We start from the raw sequence: 19,972 nt of genomic DNA, 5'->3' as shown, positions 1-19,972 counted from the left end.
CGTAAATTATTATTCCTATTATCTTTCTATACGAAAGTAATACCTTTTATTTTGATCTATCTCTATTTTAGCAAAAGGTTCTTGGAAAACATATTATCAACATAAAGGAAATTACATCCCTTCCTTTCTCTTTTTATTTTACTAGCTTATAGGTGTTCAATATCGAAGCAAAGGATACGATTAAATGAGCGAACTTCCATTTCGAACAAAAAAAGCTTACTTTTCAAAGTAAGCTTCCTAGTATAAAAGTAGAATCATCGTTAGAGTTATTATATTTCCCAATAATATCATTTGCTATGGACCTAATAGGTAAATAGCCTTTTAGCAAATTTTTAATTCCTTGAATATTAAATCCATCGGAAAAAACAAGAAATTTAGCATGGTTTTCAAAAGTAAAACGTTGTGTATGATAATGTTGTGGTCTTCCTGACAAATACCCCGTTACCGGGAGTGGATACGTCAGTTCACCTGAAGGAGAATAAAGAAAGAATCGTATGTTGCCTACACAACTGTATACAATTGTCTTAGAAGCATAGTTTATTTTAAAAACACAAACAGCAGCCCCTCTTTTCTTTACAAGAACATTATTGGATAGTTCCATTAATTCATCTACAGATTTGGCATGGTTTTCTTTAATTATCTCCGTAACTGCAACGGATGCCTCGTTTGCATATTCACCACTACCAAGTCCATCCGCTAATACACAAATAAAGTATTCATCCGTTGATGTATAAAAAAAACTATCTCCACAAAGGGTTTTCCCTTTCTTGCTAGTCTGGTAGGAAAGCACATGAACATTATTGTCTTTCAACTCATTCATAAGATAAACTCCGAATTACTGGTCTCCGCCTGAATTGCTTCTTGTAGCTTTTTGATGGCTCTTCTCTGAAGCCTAGAAACATGCATCTGAGAAATGCCAAGCTTCTCTCCAGCTTCCTTCTGACTAAGATTATCCAAGTATGTATATTGAATAATACTCTTTTCTCTCTCTGTTAGTACATGCAGTACTTTTTCAAGAACTAACTTTTGATTTACTTTTTCAAAGCCTTGATCTACATCTCCGACAATATCTAGAAGTGTAACAGTTCCACCTTCCGAATCTGCTTCAATCGAATGATCAACAGACAATGCTTGATAACTTCTTCCCATTTCCATTGCTTCTAATACTTCTTCTTCGGAGACATCTAAATAATCGGCGATTTCATCCACCTTTGGAGAACGCTGTAAATCGGTAGTAAGCTGCTCAACCGTCTTCTTTATTTTAGGACCAAGCTCTTTTATTCTTCTGGGTACATGAACACTCCAAGTTTTATCTCTTAAAAACCGTTTAATTTCTCCAATTATGGTTGGAACCGCAAAGGCTTCAAAACTTTTTCCAAAGCTTTCATCATAGCGATGAATAGCACCTATTAATCCAATGATTCCAACCTGTGTAATATCCTCATGAAACATTTTACCTTTAGAATATTTTCGTGCCAGCATTTCTACTAAATCACGATAATTTATAACAAGCGCTTCTTGCGCCTTCTCATTTTGGGTACTTTGAAAATCTTTAATTAAAGCATTTACTTCTTCTTTTGATAAATGGCGATTAGGTTGAGATTGTTTCTGCATCCCTCTCCACCTGCTCTCCTTCGAGGTATTTTGTCATGAAAACAGTTACCCCGTTATTATGGTGAATCTTGACTTCATCCATTAATGTTTCGATCAAGTATAGGCCAAGTCCTCCTTCACGAAGAAATTCCACCGACTCATCCTGCTCATACGGACCCAAATCCTTTGTAGTGGAATGAAAGTCAAAACTTTTCCCATTATCAGCTACAATGACTTCCAAGCGATCATTATATAATCGAAATCCAACTAAAACTTCTCCTGCGTCTTTATTTTTATACGCATGTTGCACAGCGTTTGTACAGGCTTCACTTGTAGCTATCTTTAAGTCTTCAATTTCATCGTAGCTAAAGCCCATTCTGCTTGCAATTCCAGACAATGTTAAGCGAATAATCCCAACATACTCCGGTTTAGAAGGAATTTTCATTTCGATGTACTCAAAATGACTCATTGTATTCCACCTTCTATCTTGCTATTTATGTCTATAATGTCTGCTAATCCAGTTATTTCAAACAGTCTGATTAAGCGGCTTGATAGACCTACTAACTTAAATTCACCATTATTTGCTCGAACATTCTTAAATATGCCTACAAATACACCTAAACCAGTACTATCCATATAATTTACATCTGATAAATCAATTATCATTTTCATTCCTTCTTTTTCAGAAAAGGAATAAATCCGCTCCCTTAATTTCGGAGCAGTATACGCATCAATTTCACCAGAAACCTTAACTTCTACATCCAATTCTTTTTCTTTTACATCTATTATGATATTCATCCCGACCCACCTTCACATTATTACGATATTGTCATATACCCCATTAGAGGTACCATTAAACTTCTCTTTTAAAAATAATTAAAGTAAAATCATCACGTAATTGAAAATCTTGAATTTTTTCTAATTCCTTAAAGACATTTTCTACAATATTCTGTGCATCTAAATGCATATGTTTCCTTATGTATCCAAGAAGCGTTTCTTTTTCAATAAAACCTTCCTTTGTTCTACACTCGGTTACCCCATCTGACATTAAAACAATCATGTCTCCTGGATAAATTTGCTTTTCAAACTGCTGATATTTCGTCCTTTTATCAACACCCAGCAATAATCCCTTAGTCTTCAGCTCACTAAACTGTTTCGTTTCCGCTTGATAATATAAGCCAGGCTCATGACCAGCTGAGGCATAATGAAATACATGTGAAAGCACATCATATGCTCCGTAAAACATGGTAATAAACATACTAGGATCTACATTTTGTTCTACGACCCTATTTAAATTTTCTAAAACATTGCTTGGTTTATTCCTATTTTCCGGAAGACTGTCCATCGCATACTTAATCATCGACATACACATAGCAGCAGGAATACCCTTCCCTATCACATCTGCAATGGCAATGTTAATAATCTGATCATCATCATGAACAAAGTGATAATAATCGCCATTCATCATTTTAGCCGGCACACTTATTGCCCCAATATCTAATCCATCGACCTTTGGAATATCTGTGCTTAATAAAGTTTGCTGTACATTTGCTGCTATTTCCATTTCGCTTCTTAACTCTTGCTGAACATGACGCAAGCTTTGATGTTCTCTATAAGCAAATCCATAGCCTATCATAACCTCTAAAAGGATATCAAAGGATTTTGTTACATATCCAGGTATATCTGGATATAAATCCATCAGAATAGATTTATGTAAACTGATTATATCTTCTGGTGATATTTTTTGTTCAATTGATTTCCTACTAAACTTTTGCCCTTGATAAAGAGCTTGTTCAGATTCATCTTTAATATAGTTCACAAGAAGATCTCGATATTTAGATTCCATCATTTCACGGAAATCCATTATCTCCCCCCCTATCTTAGCCACTTCACCGCCTGGATTTCTGTTCCATCGCCAATAGAGGTTTTAATATCAAACTCATCCATCAAACGTTTCACACCTGGCAATCCGGCTCCTAACCCGCCAGAAGTAGAAAAACCATCTTGCATCACTTGTCTAATATCCTTAATTCCAGGACCACTATCCATCGCAATCAGTTTTAAACCAGCTTTCCCATTATCAAAAAGCTTTTCTATACAAATCTGTCCTTGACCAGCATATAAATATATATTTCTTGCTAATTCACTAATTGCTGTGGTTATCCGGGCTTGATCAACGGTACCGAAGCCGAGCTCTTTGGCGAGGTTTCTGCCTAATTGTCGAGCGGCAACAATATCCCATTCATTTATAATTTTTACACAGGATTGGTCTCCCATAGGTCAGTCCTCCAATTCCTGTTGTAATTTCTCCAAACCTTTTTCTAGATCTAAGGCAGTTAAAACATCGTTTAAACTGATACCTAGCTCTACTAAGGTGATGGCAACAGCAGGTTGAATCCCTGTCAGTACCACCTTAGCCCCCATTAGCTTCGACATACCGATAACATCACCTAATACTTTTGCAATAAATGAGTCTATAAAATCAATAGAAGTTAAATCAATGACTACCCCGTTCGCACTGGTCTCATGGATTTTATTTAATAAATCCTCCTGAAACTGAAGGGCTGTTTGGTCATCTAATTCCCATTGAATGGATACTAGTAAGTAGTCATAAAGTTTTAATATTGGTATTCTTACTCTATTCACCCAAAACCAACCAACTTTCTTTTAATATATTTTTTACACACTTATCCATCCCGCGTTAGGGATCCTCTATTTAGATGGAAGAAAAACTAAAATAAAGCAAGAGCTTCCCTTGGTAAACATAAAGATTATAAAAAATTTATCCATCCGTAATCACCAATTTAATTGCTCCATATTTCCTGAGTTACTTCCTTCATTTTATCATATTAACAGAGACTTTCTATTTTCAAAAATGGGTATATTGAAAAACAAGCGGTATTTTTGGGCATATTCTCCACTTGAAAATTTATTCATCCTTCTACTAAAGATAGGTGATGACTTTTCTATATTCCCATTTTCCTTATCCTTCAAACCTATTATAAAAATTTTTTGTTATACAGTAAAAAAATTGCTCCACTATTTCCTTTCAAACTAGAAAAAACCTCCAAAATAAATAAGGAGGTTCTTTCTAGTTTAACATACGAGCTTTTTTTACATACAGAAAGGTTGTAGTTAGGGTTATAAAAAAAAAGCGCTGCAATGAGCGCATTATACTTAAAATTCAATGAGACCTAAACTAATTTGTAGAGCTTCATCGACTTTTTCCATCATTTCCTCATCAAGATGAGTAATTTTGTCCGTTAGCCTCTGTTTATCTATCGTACGAATTTGTTCTAAAAGAATTACCGAATCTCTTTCAAAACCATATCGCTTCGCATCAATTTCCACATGAGTCGGCAATTTAGCCTTTTGAATCTGAGCTGTAATTGCTGCAATAATGACTGTGGGACTGAACCGATTCCCGATGTCGTTTTGAATGACAAGTACAGGACGGACGCCGCCTTGCTCTGAACCAACAACTGGGGATAGGTCTGCAAAATAAACGTCACCACGTTTGACAATCAAAGGATTACCCTCCGCTTACAAGACGTTCTACTGTATGCTCTGCCTCGTATTCTGCGAGAAAGCTTTCTGATGCAATGGATAAATTTAATTTAGCCATTTCCATATATCCTCGTCTCATCGATTCGCGGATATGTCTCTTTTTCCGTTCGCGAAGATACATTTTCGTTGCTTGATAAATAAATTCACTACGATTAACATTTTCTTGCTTAACGAAGCCGTCCAATTCAGTTAACAAATGCTTTGGTAATTTTATCATGATCTCTGTCGTTGTGCTAGATTCAGACACAAACATACACCTCCACCATCACTACACACCATTTTTAGCTCTGCTTTTTTTAATCATACCACTAATAAGTGTTTCTGCAAAGTCCATTCAGCAATTCTACTGTATTATCCGCCAAAAATTATCCCTTTTATGCATGAAAGAATAGAAAAACGAAAATTATTCACAAAAATAATAGCTATTCTTCCATATTTTTCATATAAATAGATCTTCAAATGGTATCTGTGACCATAATTAATGTATTCAGTCATTTCCTTATCCATTACTTTTATTTGATCTTGAGTTTAAAATATTCATCTGGCAGCAAGCAGTCGAAACCACCATTGCTTTATTCTTCCTCTAGATTAAGAAATTTACTGTTTCTGTGATATTTCCATATTGTTTAAAAACCCGCGGAACTCTTGTAGAAATCATACATGTGATTTCATAATTAATCGTTTCTAGTTTAGCAGCAATTTCATTCACAGAGATTTCTGCATCCCTTTGCTTCCCAATTAGCGTTATTTCTGTTCCTGGCTCTAAATAAAACGGCAGCCTTATCATACATTGATCCATACAAATTCTCCCTACAATCGGCGCTCTTATTCCTTCGACCAGAACCTCTTGTCCTTGCAGTTTACGTAACCATCCGTCTGCATAACCAATTGGTAAAGTCCCTATCCATTCCTCTTCTTTTGCCTCATAAGTAGCTCCATAGCTCACTTTATCGCCCTTGTTTAACTTTTTCACTTGGACTAATTTTGTCCTTAAGGAAAAAGCTTCTTGTAATGGATAAGGTAAATCAGGTTCAATTTCAAGAGAAGGTGTTAATCCATACATAGAAATCCCCAAACGCACAGCATTATATTGCAAATCAGGATGCAAAAGACTTGCCGCACTATTACTGCAGTGAATAATTGCGGGCAGCTTTGTAAAATAAGATAGTAGTTCCTTAAAGCGTTGAATTTGGCTTTCAAAGTAAGAAGAATTTTTTTCATCCGCTGTTGCAAAATGAGTAAAAATCCCCTCCACTACAATATTGGGGTGTTTTACCAGCAATTCTTCTATCGATTGAATCTCCTGCTCATTTCTAACCCCAATTCTCCCCATACCTGTATCTAACTTTAAATGAATCGTTAATGAATCATCCTTATTTAAAAATTGAACCGCTTCTTCTAACCAATCTTTATAATAAACAGTTAAAGTTACTTTATATTTTATTGCTGTCATAACATCCTTCGGTCTACTTGCGCCAAGCACAAGAATCGGTGCTGTTATTCCTTGCTTTCTTAAACTGATTGCTTCATCTAAAAAGGCTACGGCCAAGTAATTCGCACCAGACCGTAAAGCAGTTCTGGCAACTTGCAGAGCCCCATGCCCATATCCATTTGCCTTTACTACTGCTATTAACTTATTTTCAGGATGTAATTTTTTTCTTAATTCACCAACATTATATGCAATAGCATCAAGATCAATCTCCACCCATGTATCACGATAAAAGTTATCTTCTTGATTCAAATCCTCACACGTCCTTTTTAATAACAAACTTATTCCTTAAATTATTCTACTGATTGATCCGCTTGTCAATTCTATCCTTATAAGTTTAGCGTAACAAGTAATTATTCCACATAAAAAAAACAGCCCCCTGTTGAAGGCTGCCTGAGTATTACTTATTTTATTGCCTCTCCTTGTACGGAGCGTGCAACAGTAACTAATTCATCACGAGTTAAGTCACTTGATGCAATCGTATAATCGACGCCTTCAAACGTCCATGATACTTTAGAATCTGTAACTTCACCAATGGTAAATCCTAAATCCACTGGATCTCCCTTACTAACGATTGGTCCTGCTGTAGCTGGTGCTACTACTGCTTTTTCTTGAATAATCGTATAAGATTTTTCTCCATCATAAGTGAGGATTACACGATTACCGTTTTCAGAAGCCATTTTTTTCTCTTCTACCAAGCTGACTCCTTCTAATGGTTCTTCCGGATATTTCACGGCAAAGTCTTTGTCTTCGATTTCTCCCATAACTGGAATAACCATCTTAGCCGCAGTCATACTCTTTTGTAAATCAAAATCTTTTTTATCAAAGGAAACATCAAACTTCACATTAGAAAACTTCACCGTGACCAACGCTACGCCCTCTACATCCTTTACTTTTACACTGACAGGAGAAAGATCCTTCTTGCTGAAGGCAATCTCTTGAGTTGGAAGCATTTTATTATTCTGATAGCGAGTTTTTGTTTCAAAAACGTAGTGCTTATCTGTAGCAGAAAATTTCACTTCTTTATCTTCTTCAATATCTTTCACTAAAGACTCATAGAGATAAGCTTGACTACTATTTTCCGGCCACTCACTTTGAAACTTAAAGGATTTGTTTAAAGCTGGCGTTAATACATAGACGCCTTCTTCATTTTTCAAAATCATTTGGCTTTGATTTTTTGCTGAATTCTTTAAATTCACTCGATAAAAGCTTGGGTCTTTATGCCACACTTCCACTTCATAAGTCTGTGGTTCTGTTCCCATTTTGAGAGTCATTTCGGCGTCTGCTTTATACCCTTTTGTCTCGACCTTTTCTTTTAAATCAGTCAGAACATCTTCTTTCGATTTTGTTCCGCAGGCAGTTAACAAAAGCATGACCGTTAGCCCTACAAATAGCAACCAAATCTTCTTGTTCATTTTTTCAACTCCCCTATTCTCATTTCACGTCGAAAGAGAGAAAAATAAGCAAACAGTATTTCTAATAGAAACTCCTCTTCCTTCTCTCTTGGAATTACCTATTAGAAACCGCGAAACCATACTTGTCTCTCCTATTTCTCTATGAATATATGAGACAACCTTCGGGAATATGCTACTTGAAATCATAAGTCTTTTGGTTGATATTTCTTCTGTTTATTTCTCTTTGCCTAAACAGAATCGGACCCGCTTCATTGAAGTAGTCATTTACCCCTCCCAAACAAAAGAATAAGGAAAACGATGAAATCCCTCTCGCTTTCCTTATTCCTCAATAATAACTTGTGCAAAGGCATAGTGTTTGCTATGAGTTATAGATAAATGGACTCCTTTTGAAAATGGCTTTAAAATACATGGCTTCCCCTTTTCCTCATATCCTATTTCAATATCCAAAAAGCTTAAGTTCGCTCCAATCCCTGTGCCTAGCGCTTTTGAAAATGCTTCTTTTGCTGCAAATCGTCCTGCTAAAAACTCACATTTACGATGGCCAGATAGCTGCTGAAACTTTTCCATTTCTTTATCCGTTAGAATGCGCTTTGCAAACTTCGGCTTACTTTGGAGTAAAGATTCGATTCTTTCTATTTCTGTTATATCAATTCCCGTTCCGCTAATCATAAGACAACTCCTTCTATTCTATTGCTAGTGAGCATAATATATTGTATCTTTTCCTATTCTTTGGCTATTATTGTAGAAAGAAGCTTTATTTAGGAGGTATTAAATACTGTTGTTTACCAGAAGAGAAAGCTTTAAAGAGTATATTACGTATTATCCTGTCGTTTCCATGATCTTACTTATTCATCTAATTCTATATTTATTAACCAATCTCCCTATCTTTCCAAATAAATATTTATTAGAAACCATGATGGGTGTTAACCTTTATATAGTAGAAGGAGAATGGTGGCGCTTAATCACTCCCATTTTCATCCATGGAGGGTTTGCCCATCTTCTATTTAACAGCTTTAGCATTTTCTTATTCGGACCTGCTCTCGAAAGAATACTTGGTAAATTCAAGTTTCTTCTTATTTACTTAGTCACTGGTATCGCAGCAAATATTATCACTCTTCTTATCGAACCACTTACCTATGTTCACTTAGGTTCTAGTGGAGCAATATTTGGTCTATTCGGCTATTATATTAGTCTAGTTGTATTTCGAAAAGACATTATTTCTCAAAGCAACGCCCAAATTATTACGACCATTGCTGTTCTTAGCTTAATTATGACCTTTTTACAGCCAAATATAAATATTGTTGCCCATATTTTCGGATTTCTAACAGGGGTCATCGTCGGAAGTTTATCGGAATCAAAGGGAAAGAAGATTTTTTCCAGTTATAAAGAAGAATGGTACTATTTACGACAACAGCTCCGCCGCACAAAAAAGCCTGAAGCAAAATCAATTATCATTTGGATTATCATCTTCGGTCTTGCTATTATAGGATTTGTTAGTCAATAATAACTATTATATATTTTACTTTGTCCAAGTCTCTCGCAAAAACAGGGTGAGGTTGTGAAGAAATAAAATAGATAAAGGATAAAGGCAAACAATCTCTAATTTAATATCCAAACCAATTCGTTCCATCATTAATTTCATAAGAAAATAAAACGGAGCAGACTGAATACACGTAAATTCCTATGGGAGCTGCAAGAAAGTCCGAGACCTTGCAGGAGCGAAACGACGAAGCGGCTCGGCTCTCGCCCCACCCATGGAAAGTGAAGTGTATTCAGTCTGCGGGTAATGACCACACATTCTTTCTTAAATGAAATAAAAACCCAAAACAATAATCCGAATTTTTTAGGTTATACGCTTTCTTAATCAGTGTTATATTTGGTTAGAATACTTTTTCCCCAACCTTTTTTAAGCTATCTCAAGGAAGTGATTGTGTTAAATCTATATACAAGTTTATTCTTTTGAATTAATAACTTTAAAATGGAAGAGTGATTAATTTTCATACCGAATAAATTAGAACTTGTTGGGCTATTTAGCTTTATCCGACACTCACTTAACTTAGCGAATACCATTCATATACCTTTTCTACGTCTTCTTTGGTCAGGTCTGTAACTACCCCAGTGGCTCCTCCAGCACCAGAAAGAACAACCCCCTGTACAGAAGCAAGCTCCCCTTTTCGCTGCCACCATCCCTCTGTATAGTAAAGGGCTTGAATTCGATTTCGTCTCATCAGGAAAGTCGTTTTATTAAATTGGCGGAAGGATAGTGTTAACTGCTTACCTGAAATACGGTATCCAGCTGAACGATAATTCCAGTAGCCCCATAATGGTAAAACAAGTAATAGCAACAACGATAACGCTCCCCATTGATGAAAAAAGTAAATCAAAGCGATAATAACTGGTAATGCTATCCAACTATTTTTAATAATATACCTCCAAATTGATCGTTTTGGCGGCGAATGCAACTCCTCATTCCATTCATACTCAGGTACCATTTCTTTTAATAAAAGTGGTAATTCCTTCTTCTTTAATAACGGAACAGCAACTACATCAGAAGCTTCTATATCATCAAAAGATCCACCAGCGCTAATAACAGATACACCTACTAATTGAAACGGCTGTCTAAGCATTGCTTCTGTTATTTTAATTGCTTGAATCCTTTTCAGCGGAATAGTAATCTGCTTTTTCTCGATTAGACCACGTGTAATAATCAAATCATCTTTCGTCTTCGATAATGTAAAATTCGCATATTTTAATATGGTAATGAACCAAGATAAAATCCATAACAATACAAATAAAACAAAGACAACGATAGAAACTAACGCTACACCGCTTGTAATGACTTGTTGAACATGTTTGTAGATTTCCTTATACGGAATTAAATCATCAAATTGTGAAATGAAAGCAAAAATTGCGGAGATAATCACACCTACGCCACCCGAAGTTGACGCCAAAATCACTAATTTTTTTGATGTAATCCGGTAGATTTCTTGTTGAGCAGGTTCTACTTCTTCTATCATTTCGTCCGTTTCAATCTGCTCATTCTTTTTTTGAATAATATATCTTTTTAATTCTTGAGCAACCTTTTTAGAAATAGCAGTAAGCTCTCCTTCAGCTTCAGCACCACCTGCTGTTTCAATTTTCACTTTTACTAAACTAAATGGACGGTGAAAGATTCCCTCTGTAAAATCGATACTTTGAATACGTTCAAAGGGAATGTACCGTTTCTTTTTTATAAATACACCATACTCCATTCGCAATTCATTTCCTACCACATAGAAGGTGAAAAAGTACCATGACAAAAATCCGCTAATGAGAATAATCAAAAGTAAGAGGGACGCTCCTAGAATCGTATATAAACTCCAGTCAGTGGGCTTACCTCCAAGCACAATAATTCCAATAAACGGAAAGATAAACTCTCTTAACCGCTTCAAAATAACGTAAATAATGGAAACCGGATGAAGTCTGTTTTGCTTAAACATCTTCTTCCGCCACCTTTGCTTTACTAGAAATATACTGTCTAATTTCTTCTGCTTCATCCACTTGAAGCACAGGGATTTCGTGTACGGTTGCTGCTGTAGAAATCGACACTGTGGCAAGCTCATACTTTCTTAATAAAGGTCCTTGCTTCATGTCAACATGCTGTACTCTAATCATTGGAATAAGCGTTCGCTTTATTACAATAACTCCTTGCTGTATTTCAATTTCATCTCCTCTTACTTCATATCTCCATCTTTTCCACTTTAAAGGCGGCATAATGCCAATTGTAAGAGCTATATGAAAAAGAAGATAAATAACTGTTCCTATACTTATAAGTATGTGCCAATCAAAAAGAATAGCAAACGTAATTAACCCACCACCAATAACCATCATAATGAGCGAAGATATAATTCCTGTTAAGCGCCAAACAGTGATCCCCTTTTTCGATAATCTATTTTGAGGTATTGTTATCAATTACATTCCTCCTATTTTCTGAATTTTGTCTGTATCTCTTAACTATATACGAAAATATGATAATGTGGTTTCATATTTTTCTATCTCGCTACGCTTATCCCCAAATAAAAAACCTCCACGAAGTTTTCTTCATGGAGGTTTCTGATACAAAGCTTAACGGTAAGACTTTGATTTATTGTAGCTATTGCCTGATTGACCTTGACGTTTGTTGCCGCCATAGCCTTGACGTTGACGTGGGTTGTAGTTTTTACGTCCACCACGGTCATTATTTTTATCATACGGTCTGCGGTCACGTTTCATTGGCAATGGCTTTTCTTCTGTTAATTTAACAGGAGTTGTATCTGGTTCTTTTGTAAGCATTTTTAGAACTGCAGCTACAACGGTAGAAGCATCTTTTTGTTCCAATAATTCATCCGCAGTATTTCGATAAGATTCTAAGTTATTTTCCTCAATAATTTGTGATATTTTTTCCATAACAGCTTTTTGCTGTCCTTCTATTGCTTGGTCGACTGTTGGAGGAATCATCTTTTCCATTTTTCGCTTCGTTGTTTTTTCCACAACTTGCAGATAAGATCTTTCACGATACGTAATAAACGTAATAGCTACCCCTTCTTTTCCTGCACGGCCAGTACGTCCGATACGGTGTACATAGCTTTCTGGATCTTGAGGGATATCAAAGTTATAAACATGTGTTACACCGGAAATATCAAGTCCACGTGCAGCTACATCTGTTGCCACTAGTACATCAATCGTTCCTTCTTTAAACTTACGAAGAACAGACATACGTTTCGCTTGGCTTAAATCTCCATGAATCCCTTCTGCTGTATAGCCACGTAGATTTAATGCTTCAGACAGCTCATCAACACGACGTTTCGTGCGACCGAATATAATAGCTAGTTCTGGAGATTGAATATCCAATAATCTTGTTAATATATCAAATTTCGTTTTCTCTTGTGTTTCGATATAATACTGTTCAATCAACGGCACAGTCATTTCTTTTGCTTTCACTTTAACTACTTCTGGATCTTTCATAAAGCGCTCTGCCATTTTTCTAATCGGTCCTGGCATTGTAGCAGAGAATAATAATGTTTGTCTTTCTGTTGGAATTTTTGAAAGGATTGCTTCAATATCATCAATGAATCCCATATTTAGCATTTCATCTGCTTCGTCTAAAATAACTGTTTGAACATTATCTAATCGAAGTGTTTTACGATTAATATGATCTAATATACGTCCAGGTGTCCCAACAATAATATGCGGGTTTTTCTTCAATGCACGGATTTGGCGATTTATATCCTGTCCGCCAAAAATAGATAATACTCTTGTGCGCTTTCCATATCCAATTTTGTATAATTCTTCTGAAACCTGAATAGCTAGCTCTCTTGTCGGAGCAATAATAATTCCTTGAATTACTTCATTCGCTACATCAATTTTATCAACTAAAGGCACTCCAAAAGCAGCTGTTTTCCCTGTTCCTGTTTGTGCTTGACCAATTAAGTCTTTATTTTGAAGGCTCAATGGAATCGTTTCTGCCTGAATAGGCGTCGCTTCCTCAAACCCCATTCTTTTTAATGCTTTCATTGTAGCAGGACTAATACCTAAATCTTGAAACTTTACCAATATATCCAATCTCCTTCTAGTCATTAAAAAATATCCATAAACAGATGGAATAAATCCATCATGCCAACCATTCGTATGTACCTCATTTATCTAAATGAAACATATTAAAATGGCATATCGTATTCATCACATTATGCCTTCCCCATACAATTAAATAGAAATGATGCTCGTTATATATAAATGATGAAAGTTATTGTTGGTTTCAATAGCCTTACAACCTTTATCAGGAGAATGATGAGGGTATATGCAAAATATTTAAGTCTTATTAGTTATGAGATACTATTTAACTTAGTTATAAATAGGAGGAAATTTCAAATGACTTCTATTTATTTTTATAATAGCTCTGTTACCAATTAATGATTAGTCTGTTTCTCCTAAATGAGAATCTTCAAAATTCACACTCGAAAAAACATGATCTTTTCACGGAGCTTAAAACCAAATCAGCTAATTTAGAAAAGTTAGCCAAATACAAAGAACAATGGTTATTCCCTTCCTAGACAAAAAATTCATTTTCTCGGAATTCTTCTTCCATTCATTTCTCTCTATTTGACTAATTTATCGTTTAAAAAGAGGATTTTTCTTCTCTAACATTATGCCCCAAATGTTAAGTTTGTCACCCTACTTTTTAAAATAATATTATCATTAAGATATACGCTTTGCAATAAATTGGGCAGCTGAAAATCTAGGTTTTATGCGTGTTTTTACCATTTTTACAATGTAAACGCTTTATGCTAAAAAGGCGGCCTATTACGTCATTTTATAGAGTTGATATAAGATTATCTTTTAATTCCACTCTTCTTTTAGTCTAAAGCTAAAGGCCGAAAATAGACAAACCTTCCTTTCTTTACTGTCTCCAATCGACCTTCCTTCTATACGATTGAACATGGATACTTTTAACTTATGAGGGCGCCTTGAGGAATGTTATTATTTCTTGAAATAATGATTCTCTTTTTTCACAATGACAAATTAAGTGCTTGGATTCCTCCACATATAATATCTTCTTATTTTCTGCCCGAATTGTATTATACAAATAGGCTGCACTCTTCAACGGGACAATTCCATCCTTCTCCCCTTGGGCAATCAATGTTGGCACTTGAATGTTGGCTAACAATGGTTTTACACATTGCACAAGCTTCCTGAACTGAATGGCAGCGGCTAACGGAGTACTTTTAATTTTGTTCATATAGCGGATAAATTGCTCATTATCTTTAATTCGCCCTCGAAAAAAATCAGCACAAATTATTCTTATATCCTTTTGAAGCTGAACCAAGTTTACATAATAAGCAGCTGCACTTAAGAGAATTAATTTCTTAATCGGATACTTTGCTGCTAAATAGCTTGCTATTAATCCACCCATGGAAAAACCGACAACATATACTGTGTCGTGTCTTTTTAATAAATCCTTTAACGCTTCTTCCGCATATTGGATCCACTCATTATATATAATCCCTTTTAAGCTTAATTGATCGCCATGCCCTGGAAGAGTTGGAACCATACACTCCCAATTGGTATAGTTCTGAATATATTCAGCTAGTGGTTCTACCTCCATTGGAGAACCTGTAAATCCATGTATACATAAACACGCTGTCATTTACTCCCCCTCCTTTTAGAGATATTTTACACTATAAGAGTAATTCATTTTTTATATACATTTCTTAACTATCCACTCTAAAAAAAGCCGAACCTACAAGGAAAACGTTTTTCGTTTTTCAAATAGGCTGGCCTCCTTCTATTATTGTATTGCCTTAACGATTTCCTCTAGCTTCATTCCTCTAGAAGCTTTGACTAAAATTACTGTTTCTTTATTTAGAAAAGGCAGTAAAGTTTCTATTAATGGCTCTTTTTCTTGGAAAGAAAAAACATGATCTTCAGGAAGAACTGTTTTTGCTCCTTCTGCAATGAAATTACCCAACTTTCCATATGTTAAAACGTAATCGACTCCTTCTAAATGCTCTCCCATCTCATAATGAAAAGCTTCTTCTTGATCTCCCAACTCTAACATATCGCCAAGAACGGCAATTTTTTGCTTATATCCTGGCAGTTTCTTTAAGACATCAATAGCTGCAAGCATAGAAGTAGGACTGGCATTGTATGCATCATTAATAACTTTCACACCTAACTTCCCTTCGACTAACTCCATGCGCATATTTGTAAGTTTCAGCGATTGAAGACCTTTATTCATCTCTTCATAAGGAATTTCAAAAAACTCTGCCACTAGCATTGCTGCCAACGCATTTAAAATATTGTGATTTCCTAAAACCGGCAATTCAAATGGTTCAGTAGCTTTATTAATATGAAAAACACTGCCATTTTCAAGTGCCTTTATTTCATGGGGATATAAATCATTAGCAGGATCCATACCAAAAGTTTTCATATCCAGCTTCCTATCTTTTACACGGGTTGAAAGAAGGGGTTCATCTCCAAAGTAAACAAATCGTCCTTTCTCCTTCAATCCATTTAAGATTTCTAACTTCGCCTCTGCAATCCCTTCTCTTGATCCTAGATCTTGCATATGAGACTCCCCGATATTCGTAATTACAGCAATATCTGGTTCTGCTAATCGGCTCAAAAAGTCGATTTCCCCACGACTGCTCATGCCCATTTCGAGCACAGCAATATCTGTATCCTCCTCTAAACCAAGTACAGTTAAAGGAAGACCAAGATGATTATTATAATTGCCTTCTGTTTTTTGCACTTTATATTTTAAAGAAAGAAGACTTGTTGTCATATCCTTTGTAGATGTTTTTCCGTTACTTCCTGTTATCCCCACAACTTTAACCTTTAATTGTTGTAGATAGCTTTTAGCAAGCATTTGAATCGCTGTCAGCGAATTGTCCACAAAGATAAGAGGGAGATTCTCTGGCGGATTAGGGACATCCTTTTGCCAAAAAGCCGCAGCAGCACCTTGTTTAATTGCATCTGCAACATATTGATGTCCATCCGTTCTTTCTCCTTTAAAAGGAATGAATAATTGCCCTGCTTCTATTTTTCTCGAATCAATGGTTACCCCGCTAATAAGCACCTCATTATATTGCTCAAAGAAATGAGTACTGCTTGACATTGAAGCAATTTCTGCATATGTACGCTTAATCAAAATAAAACCTCCTTTAAAAATGAGCGGAGACTACTGCCCTTCTCTACTAAAAAACTTTCATTGGATGGAACAAAAGAAGAGGCATTTTTCTCACCTCTCCTTTTATGTTCTTCTTTTTAAATCGTATATTTAATATTTTGCTTTTCAGTGTGTCTTTCCACAGCTAGATCCACTAATTTATTGATCAGTGCATCATATTCTAAACCTGTGTGTTTCCATAATAACGGGAACATACTGAATGGTGTAAATCCAGGCATTGTATTCACTTCGTTAATATAAACTTTTCCTTCTTTTGTCAGGAAGAAATCTGCACGGACTAGGCCAGAACAATCAAGTGCTTTAAATGCTTTAATAGCATCTTCTTTAATCGCTGCATACTCTATTTCTGTCACGTCTGCAGGAATAATTAAAGCTGTATTTCCATCTTCATACTTTGCTTTATAATCATAGAAATCTTTTTTCGGAACAATCTCACCAGCTACAGAAACTTCAGGATGGTCGTTTCCTAGCACACCTACTTCAATTTCTCTTGCTGTTAAGCCCTCTTCTACAATAATCTTGCGGTCAAATTGAAATGCTTCGATGAAGGCTGTTTCTAGTTCTTCTCTTGTTGTACATTTACTAATCCCTACACTTGAACCAAGATTAGCAGGCTTAACAAAACAAGGAAAACCCAATTCTTTTTCTACACGTTCATAGGCTGCATCCTTATCACTTTGCCAGTCACTGCGGATAAAAGAATTGTATTTTACTTGATTTAATCCAGCTACTTCGAAGATGTTTTTCATAATTACTTTATCCATTCCAGCTGAAGATGCTAGAACTCCATTCCCAACATAAGGAAGGTTAAGGAGTTCTAACAATCCTTGTACTGTTCCATCTTCTCCATTTGGCCCATGAAGCAGTGGAAAAATAACATCTAAGGAAGCTTCGTCATTTGCTTGAAAGAGAGTAGTAGAAAGGGCATTCGAGCCGATTTGTTCCTGTGTGTTAAACGCAAGCTCTTTTACATTTTCAACTGGTCCCATTAATTGAGGACCACGAACCCATTCACCGCTCTCTGATATGTAAATTGGGTGAATATCATATTTATCTGTATCTAATGCTTTAATTACAGCCATTGCTGTTTGCATGCTAACTTTATGTTCAGCTGATTTACCGCCATATAATAATCCCAGTTTCTTTTTCATTATGAGTATACCTCCATTTAATCAATGCACTTGTTTATTCTACCACTAGAACCATACCTTTAAAAATAAAACATGTAAGTCAAATAATAATTTAATCGAAAACACATATTCCTGTAATAGCACCTATTAATCCTTTTCCATTTTAACTCTTAATACGATATGAAAAAAGGGCAAAATGGAAGCTTATTTATTTAAATTTCTCCTAAAGAAAGAAAAAGCCACTTTGTACTTTTCTCTTATCTCGAAGAAACTTGCACTTCCAGAAAAAAACCACTCGTTAGTCTTTTTATTTCTGCCTCTACTTCCTTTTCATATTCAACAATAAAGCATGTAGCTGGACCGGCGGATTTTAATAGATCCACAGAGCATTGGACTTCTTCCTCTTGAACCAAATCTCCCTTTAACTGCCCCAATTCATAAAGAATCCCCTTTGATCCAACAGGCTGGATTCGACATTTATCCACTTTTGTCAATCGGGAAAATACTGCTAAGGGAACCACTTTTTCTTGTTGTAGAATCACTTCTTCTCCAACAAGAGGACTGCCTATTATAGCCATTTTTCCATTTATAATAGTGGTATCTTTTAAATCTGCTGGTCTTTTTCCAAGAACTGTGAGTCCTATTGCTGATTGACGGAAGGAAAAATTACTTTCTGTGCTTCCCGTTATTCCAATTTCCCTCTCTAATTCAAGCTCCTCTATTCCCTTATATATGCCTGCCAAAAGAATATCCCAAGCATCGTCTCCACAAAAATTCTGCAGGATTACCGAGAACGGCACTCCTCCCGCTGCCATACATTCCATAACCGCTACACGAAAGGAAAAATAGGAAACAATATCATAAGGGACGGAAACTTGATCATCTTCTTTCTGCCCAATTCCTCCACTATTATCTGCACTAATAACGAGCTCTTCTTTCTGATTCCACGATACGACTTGTACATCTCTCACTGCTTAACCACTCTCCACTCTTTAAGAAAAGCTGTAAGCCTTGGCATTAACAACTGGGCAATAATGCCGTTCAATACAGCTCCTATCAGCAGTACTGGAACCATCGAAATGTAAAAGCCCTTTCCCATTAGATATAAAAAAGGAAGTGGAAGTATTACACCATTTCCTAACACAAAGAACAATATGGAGATTATGCTATTTCCAGTTTGATAGATTTTTGAAAAAGTAAAAACAAGCAGAAACATTTCTACTGCGATAAACAGATGGAGCATGCCTAGTGGCAGCCCGCCTAAATATGCAGAAACAAGGTGACCGAGGGCTGCAACTATCCCTCCAGCTAGCCCGCCTAAAAGTGCTCCAGTAATAAGACTTGGAAAACTATCAAGGGCAACACTTCCAATAAAACTTGGTATTTTTATAAAAGCCCCAATAACTGATATAGCAATAAAAATAGCAAGGACATTAATTTTCTTCGCGTTCATTTCGCTCACCCTTTTTACTTGTCCGAAATACTTTTGCGCTTCGAATATACTCGATATCTGCCACATTGCTTCGGAAATTTATTACCCTCGCCAGTGCAAAAAAGTAATCGGAAAGTCTATTTAAGTATTTTAAGGGCAATTCTGGAATGTCCTCCGTTGTCCTCACCAATGTCACGACTAAGCGTTCCGCTCTTCTTGTCACCGTTCGTGCAATATGAACAATAGCTGCCGCTTCTGTTCCTCCAGGCAAAATAAAGCGCTCCAAATCGGGTGTCTCCTCCATAAACTTATCAATTCGTTCCTCTAAATAAGTGATAGCAGATTCTGTTAACTTTAGTTGTCTTCGCGTCGAAATACTGGCTAAATCCCCTCCACAATCAAATAACTCATGCTGGATTTTCTCTAAATCTTCCTTAATATCAGCAAATTGTTCCCCTGTTAATTGCGTAACAATTAGCCCGACAACAGAATTCAACTCATCGACCGTTCCATAGGCTTCTACTCGAATATCATCCTTTGATACTCTCCCTCCTATAATACTCGTTTCCCCGGTATCACCTGTTTTTGTATAGATACGCATTTTCTACCCCTCTTTCTGTTTTGTCCTTATTTTTTTGCCTA

22 protein-coding genes are annotated in these 19,972 nt (G+C 36.0%); 1 reads left to right on the top strand and 21 read right to left on the bottom strand.

Annotation, left to right across the window (positions count from 1 at the left end):
• Positions 1 to 223: 223 nt before the first annotated feature.
• The 12 genes from NST77_RS22855 to acpS form a co-directional block, all read right to left on the bottom strand.
• Entirely contained in the window at positions 224 to 820 is a 597-nt protein-coding gene (locus tag NST77_RS22855; RefSeq protein WP_095331007.1) for a PP2C family serine/threonine-protein phosphatase, read from the bottom strand.
• Positions 817 to 1,614 carry an RNA polymerase sigma factor SigB gene (sigB, locus tag NST77_RS22850; RefSeq protein WP_047944172.1) on the bottom strand — a complete coding sequence of 266 codons (798 nt, stop codon included), beginning with the start codon at positions 1,612 to 1,614 and terminating at the stop codon, positions 817 to 819. The genes NST77_RS22855 and sigB overlap by 4 nt, the downstream gene beginning before the upstream one ends.
• Positions 1,592 to 2,062 (bottom strand): anti-sigma B factor RsbW, encoded by a 471-nt coding sequence (rsbW, locus tag NST77_RS22845; RefSeq protein ID WP_047944173.1) that lies wholly within the window; start codon positions 2,060 to 2,062, stop codon positions 1,592 to 1,594. The genes sigB and rsbW overlap by 23 nt, the downstream gene beginning before the upstream one ends.
• Positions 2,059 to 2,391: an anti-sigma factor antagonist gene (locus NST77_RS22840; RefSeq protein WP_095331009.1), complete on the bottom strand. Its 333-nt coding sequence runs from the start codon at positions 2,389 to 2,391 to the stop codon at positions 2,059 to 2,061. Before NST77_RS22840 ends, rsbW begins: the two co-directional genes overlap by 4 nt.
• Positions 2,392 to 2,446: 55 nt before the next feature.
• Entirely contained in the window at positions 2,447 to 3,457 is a 1,011-nt protein-coding gene (locus tag NST77_RS22835) for a PP2C family protein-serine/threonine phosphatase (RefSeq protein ID WP_047944176.1), read from the bottom strand.
• A gap of 11 nt (positions 3,458 to 3,468) precedes the next feature.
• Positions 3,469 to 3,870: an anti-sigma regulatory factor gene (locus NST77_RS22830; protein WP_047944177.1), complete on the bottom strand. Its 402-nt coding sequence runs from the start codon at positions 3,868 to 3,870 to the stop codon at positions 3,469 to 3,471.
• 3 nt (positions 3,871 to 3,873) lie between these two features.
• The gene (locus NST77_RS22825) at positions 3,874 to 4,239 is read right to left on the bottom strand and encodes an STAS domain-containing protein (RefSeq protein ID WP_047944178.1); all 366 of its coding nucleotides are present in this window, start codon (positions 4,237 to 4,239) and stop codon (positions 3,874 to 3,876) included.
• A 531-nt stretch (positions 4,240 to 4,770) separates the two neighbouring features.
• Positions 4,771 to 5,121, bottom strand: coding sequence for a type II toxin-antitoxin system endoribonuclease NdoA (ndoA, locus tag NST77_RS22820; RefSeq protein WP_016201246.1), 351 nt, complete (start codon positions 5,119 to 5,121; stop codon positions 4,771 to 4,773).
• A 4-nt stretch (positions 5,122 to 5,125) separates the two neighbouring features.
• The gene (locus NST77_RS22815) at positions 5,126 to 5,407 is read right to left on the bottom strand and encodes a CopG family ribbon-helix-helix protein (protein WP_047944180.1); all 282 of its coding nucleotides are present in this window, start codon (positions 5,405 to 5,407) and stop codon (positions 5,126 to 5,128) included.
• Positions 5,408 to 5,743: 336 nt separating this feature from the next.
• Positions 5,744 to 6,901, bottom strand: a complete 1,158-nt coding sequence (gene alr, locus NST77_RS22810; RefSeq protein ID WP_341123599.1) for an alanine racemase — start codon at positions 6,899 to 6,901, stop codon at positions 5,744 to 5,746.
• A 152-nt stretch (positions 6,902 to 7,053) separates the two neighbouring features.
• Positions 7,054 to 8,064, bottom strand: a complete 1,011-nt coding sequence (locus tag NST77_RS22805) for a LolA family protein (RefSeq protein ID WP_095331013.1) — start codon at positions 8,062 to 8,064, stop codon at positions 7,054 to 7,056.
• Positions 8,065 to 8,382: 318 nt separating this feature from the next.
• Positions 8,383 to 8,733: a holo-ACP synthase gene (gene acpS / locus NST77_RS22800; protein WP_095331015.1), complete on the bottom strand. Its 351-nt coding sequence runs from the start codon at positions 8,731 to 8,733 to the stop codon at positions 8,383 to 8,385.
• A gap of 109 nt (positions 8,734 to 8,842) precedes the next feature.
• Here acpS and NST77_RS22795 point away from each other — a divergent pair, with 109 nt between their 5' ends.
• Positions 8,843 to 9,568 carry a rhomboid family intramembrane serine protease gene (locus NST77_RS22795; protein ID WP_095331017.1) on the top strand — a complete coding sequence of 242 codons (726 nt, stop codon included), beginning with the start codon at positions 8,843 to 8,845 and terminating at the stop codon, positions 9,566 to 9,568.
• Positions 9,569 to 10,115: 547 nt separating this feature from the next.
• Here NST77_RS22795 and NST77_RS22790 read toward each other — a convergent pair.
• From NST77_RS22790 to NST77_RS22750, 9 genes are all read right to left on the bottom strand, one after another.
• Positions 10,116 to 11,543, bottom strand: coding sequence for a PH domain-containing protein (locus NST77_RS22790; protein ID WP_163185662.1), 1,428 nt, complete (start codon positions 11,541 to 11,543; stop codon positions 10,116 to 10,118).
• The gene (locus NST77_RS22785; protein ID WP_095331021.1) at positions 11,536 to 12,015 is read right to left on the bottom strand and encodes a PH domain-containing protein; all 480 of its coding nucleotides are present in this window, start codon (positions 12,013 to 12,015) and stop codon (positions 11,536 to 11,538) included. The genes NST77_RS22790 and NST77_RS22785 overlap by 8 nt, the downstream gene beginning before the upstream one ends.
• A gap of 153 nt (positions 12,016 to 12,168) precedes the next feature.
• Positions 12,169 to 13,635 carry a DEAD/DEAH box helicase gene (locus NST77_RS22780; RefSeq protein ID WP_095331023.1) on the bottom strand — a complete coding sequence of 489 codons (1,467 nt, stop codon included), beginning with the start codon at positions 13,633 to 13,635 and terminating at the stop codon, positions 12,169 to 12,171.
• Between the two features lie 898 nt (positions 13,636 to 14,533).
• Positions 14,534 to 15,226, bottom strand: coding sequence for an alpha/beta hydrolase (locus tag NST77_RS22775; RefSeq protein ID WP_123258789.1), 693 nt, complete (start codon positions 15,224 to 15,226; stop codon positions 14,534 to 14,536).
• A gap of 141 nt (positions 15,227 to 15,367) precedes the next feature.
• Complete coding sequence (locus NST77_RS22770) at positions 15,368 to 16,729, bottom strand: UDP-N-acetylmuramoyl-tripeptide--D-alanyl-D-alanine ligase (RefSeq protein ID WP_275068626.1); 1,362 nt, start codon at positions 16,727 to 16,729, stop codon at positions 15,368 to 15,370.
• Between the two features lie 116 nt (positions 16,730 to 16,845).
• Positions 16,846 to 17,919, bottom strand: coding sequence for a D-alanine--D-alanine ligase (locus NST77_RS22765; RefSeq protein WP_095331027.1), 1,074 nt, complete (start codon positions 17,917 to 17,919; stop codon positions 16,846 to 16,848).
• 236 nt (positions 17,920 to 18,155) lie between these two features.
• Positions 18,156 to 18,869, bottom strand: coding sequence for an ATP-binding protein (locus NST77_RS22760; RefSeq protein WP_095331029.1), 714 nt, complete (start codon positions 18,867 to 18,869; stop codon positions 18,156 to 18,158).
• On the bottom strand, positions 18,866 to 19,351 hold the full coding sequence (locus NST77_RS22755; RefSeq protein ID WP_095331031.1) for an ECF transporter S component: 486 nt from the start codon (positions 19,349 to 19,351) through the stop codon (positions 18,866 to 18,868). Before NST77_RS22755 ends, NST77_RS22760 begins: the two co-directional genes overlap by 4 nt.
• A complete protein-coding gene (locus tag NST77_RS22750) occupies positions 19,332 to 19,931 on the bottom strand; it encodes a cob(I)yrinic acid a,c-diamide adenosyltransferase (protein WP_095331033.1) in 600 nt (199 codons plus the stop codon). Before NST77_RS22750 ends, NST77_RS22755 begins: the two co-directional genes overlap by 20 nt.
• Positions 19,932 to 19,972: the final 41 nt, after the last annotated feature.

The organism is Niallia sp. FSL W8-0177 (genome assembly GCF_038006285.1).
GTDB classification, from domain to species: domain Bacteria; phylum Bacillota; class Bacilli; order Bacillales; family Cytobacillaceae; genus Niallia; species Niallia circulans_A.
This window is presented reverse-complemented; position numbering and strand designations above follow the sequence as displayed.

Coding starts and splice junctions, on each gene's coding strand:
- NST77_RS22835 (WP_047944176.1), bottom strand. CDS start 3,457: ATGGATTTCCGTGAAATGATGGAATCTAAATATCGAGATCTTCTTGTG.
- NST77_RS22805 (WP_095331013.1), bottom strand. CDS start 8,064: ATGAACAAGAAGATTTGGTTGCTATTTGTAGGGCTAACGGTCATGCTT.
- NST77_RS22840 (WP_095331009.1), bottom strand. CDS start 2,391: ATGAATATCATAATAGATGTAAAAGAAAAAGAATTGGATGTAGAAGTT.
- sigB (WP_047944172.1), bottom strand. CDS start 1,614: ATGCAGAAACAATCTCAACCTAATCGCCATTTATCAAAAGAAGAAGTA.
- acpS (WP_095331015.1), bottom strand. CDS start 8,733: ATGATTAGCGGAACGGGAATTGATATAACAGAAATAGAAAGAATCGAA.
- NST77_RS22750 (WP_095331033.1), bottom strand. CDS start 19,931: ATGCGTATCTATACAAAAACAGGTGATACCGGGGAAACGAGTATTATA.
- NST77_RS22830 (WP_047944177.1), bottom strand. CDS start 3,870: ATGGGAGACCAATCCTGTGTAAAAATTATAAATGAATGGGATATTGTT.
- NST77_RS22855 (WP_095331007.1), bottom strand. CDS start 820: ATGAATGAGTTGAAAGACAATAATGTTCATGTGCTTTCCTACCAGACT.
- NST77_RS22790 (WP_163185662.1), bottom strand. CDS start 11,543: ATGTTTAAGCAAAACAGACTTCATCCGGTTTCCATTATTTACGTTATT.
- rsbW (WP_047944173.1), bottom strand. CDS start 2,062: ATGAGTCATTTTGAGTACATCGAAATGAAAATTCCTTCTAAACCGGAG.
- NST77_RS22775 (WP_123258789.1), bottom strand. CDS start 15,226: ATGACAGCGTGTTTATGTATACATGGATTTACAGGTTCTCCAATGGAG.
- NST77_RS22755 (WP_095331031.1), bottom strand. CDS start 19,351: ATGAACGCGAAGAAAATTAATGTCCTTGCTATTTTTATTGCTATATCA.
- NST77_RS22765 (WP_095331027.1), bottom strand. CDS start 17,919: ATGAAAAAGAAACTGGGATTATTATATGGCGGTAAATCAGCTGAACAT.